This window comes from Microbacterium sp. HMWF026, from assembly GCF_003061325.1.
Lineage (GTDB): Bacteria > Actinomycetota > Actinomycetes > Actinomycetales > Microbacteriaceae > Microbacterium > Microbacterium testaceum_E.
Window position 1 is genome coordinate 1 of sequence record NZ_QAJB01000221.1, and the last position, 1,154, is coordinate 1,154.

General features: G+C 73.2%; 2 protein-coding genes. Both read left to right on the plus strand.

Features of this window, described 5'->3' with window-relative positions; all coding sequences use genetic code 11:
* Window positions 1-410 (plus strand): GIY-YIG nuclease family protein (locus DBR36_RS09110; RefSeq protein WP_375136069.1); only part of this gene is annotated, 410 nt, incomplete at its 5' end.
* An 87-nt stretch (window positions 411-497) separates the two neighbouring features.
* Window positions 498-1,154: hypothetical protein (locus DBR36_RS17665; protein WP_181373536.1), on the plus strand; the 657-nt coding region annotated here is incomplete at its 3' end.

Here is a 1,154-nt window from a genome sequence, read left to right on the forward strand (position 1 = left end):
CGTGTCGGCTGTGCGGGTCGCGACTCGGCGTGCGCTGGCCGAGCGGCTGGTTGTGCGCGGTCTGCGAGTGGCGCCACGGCGAGCCGATCGACGACGAACTTCCGCCCCCGCGCATCGACGTGGTCTACTACCTGCGCTTCGAGGACCGGATCAAGATCGGCACGACCGCACGCCCGCGGCAGCGCCTGGCCGCGATCTGGCACGACGAACTGCTCGCCTTCGAGCCGGGCGACCGCCTGCTCGAGCGGCGTCGTCACGAAGCGTTCGCGGCGGAGCGTTTCGGACGCACCGAGTGGTTCCGCCGTTCCCCCGCGCTCGACGCGCACATCGCGTCAGTGGCCGCGCTGCACGACGACCCCTGGTCGGCGTATGCGCTCTGGACGAGCGAGGCGATCGCCCGCCGCGGCTGACCCGCCGACGACGAACCCGCGCGGGGCAACCCCTCGTCGCCTTCGGGGCCGCGCGATTAGCGTAGGGAACCTATCCAGGAGGTAGAGATGGGTTTCCTCGATCGATTGTTCGGCTCCAGCGACGACGACCGCCGGCGGGATGCCGCGTCTTCGCCCGACGCGCGGCCGAGCGCCAGCGGGTTCCGTGACGGCGACGGCCGCTACGCGCCGCCTCCCGCGCAGGTGGCCGGGGGCGCGGCATCCGTAGCTCCGGACCCCGGGGCGCAGGACGCGGAAGCAACCGATCGCCAGGCGGTCGAGCGCTATCGCTACCTGCTGCGCACGGCGCCTCCCGAGACCGTCGAGCAGGTGCACGCCGAGGCCTTCGGTCGACTGACTCCCGCACAACGTCAGCAGGTGCTGCAGGAGCTGTCGGCGGGACTGTCACCCGCCGAGCGTCCCGCCAGCGACGATCCGTCCGTTCTGGCCCGCGCGGCGACGCGCGCCGAGTACTCCCGGCCCGGGTTCATGGAACGCACGTTCGGTGGACGCTCGTTCTCGGGAGGGCCGGGCTTCGGCTCAATGCTCGGGGCGTCGATGCTCGGCACCATCGGCGGCTACGTCGTCGGATCGGCCCTGGTGGGGGCCCTGTTCGACCCCGGCTACGACGCGGGCTACGCCGACGGGGCGGCCGCCGACCAGGGCGCCGTCGACGCCGTTCCCGCGGATGCCGGCGGCGCGGACGCCGGTGGGATGGACGCGGGC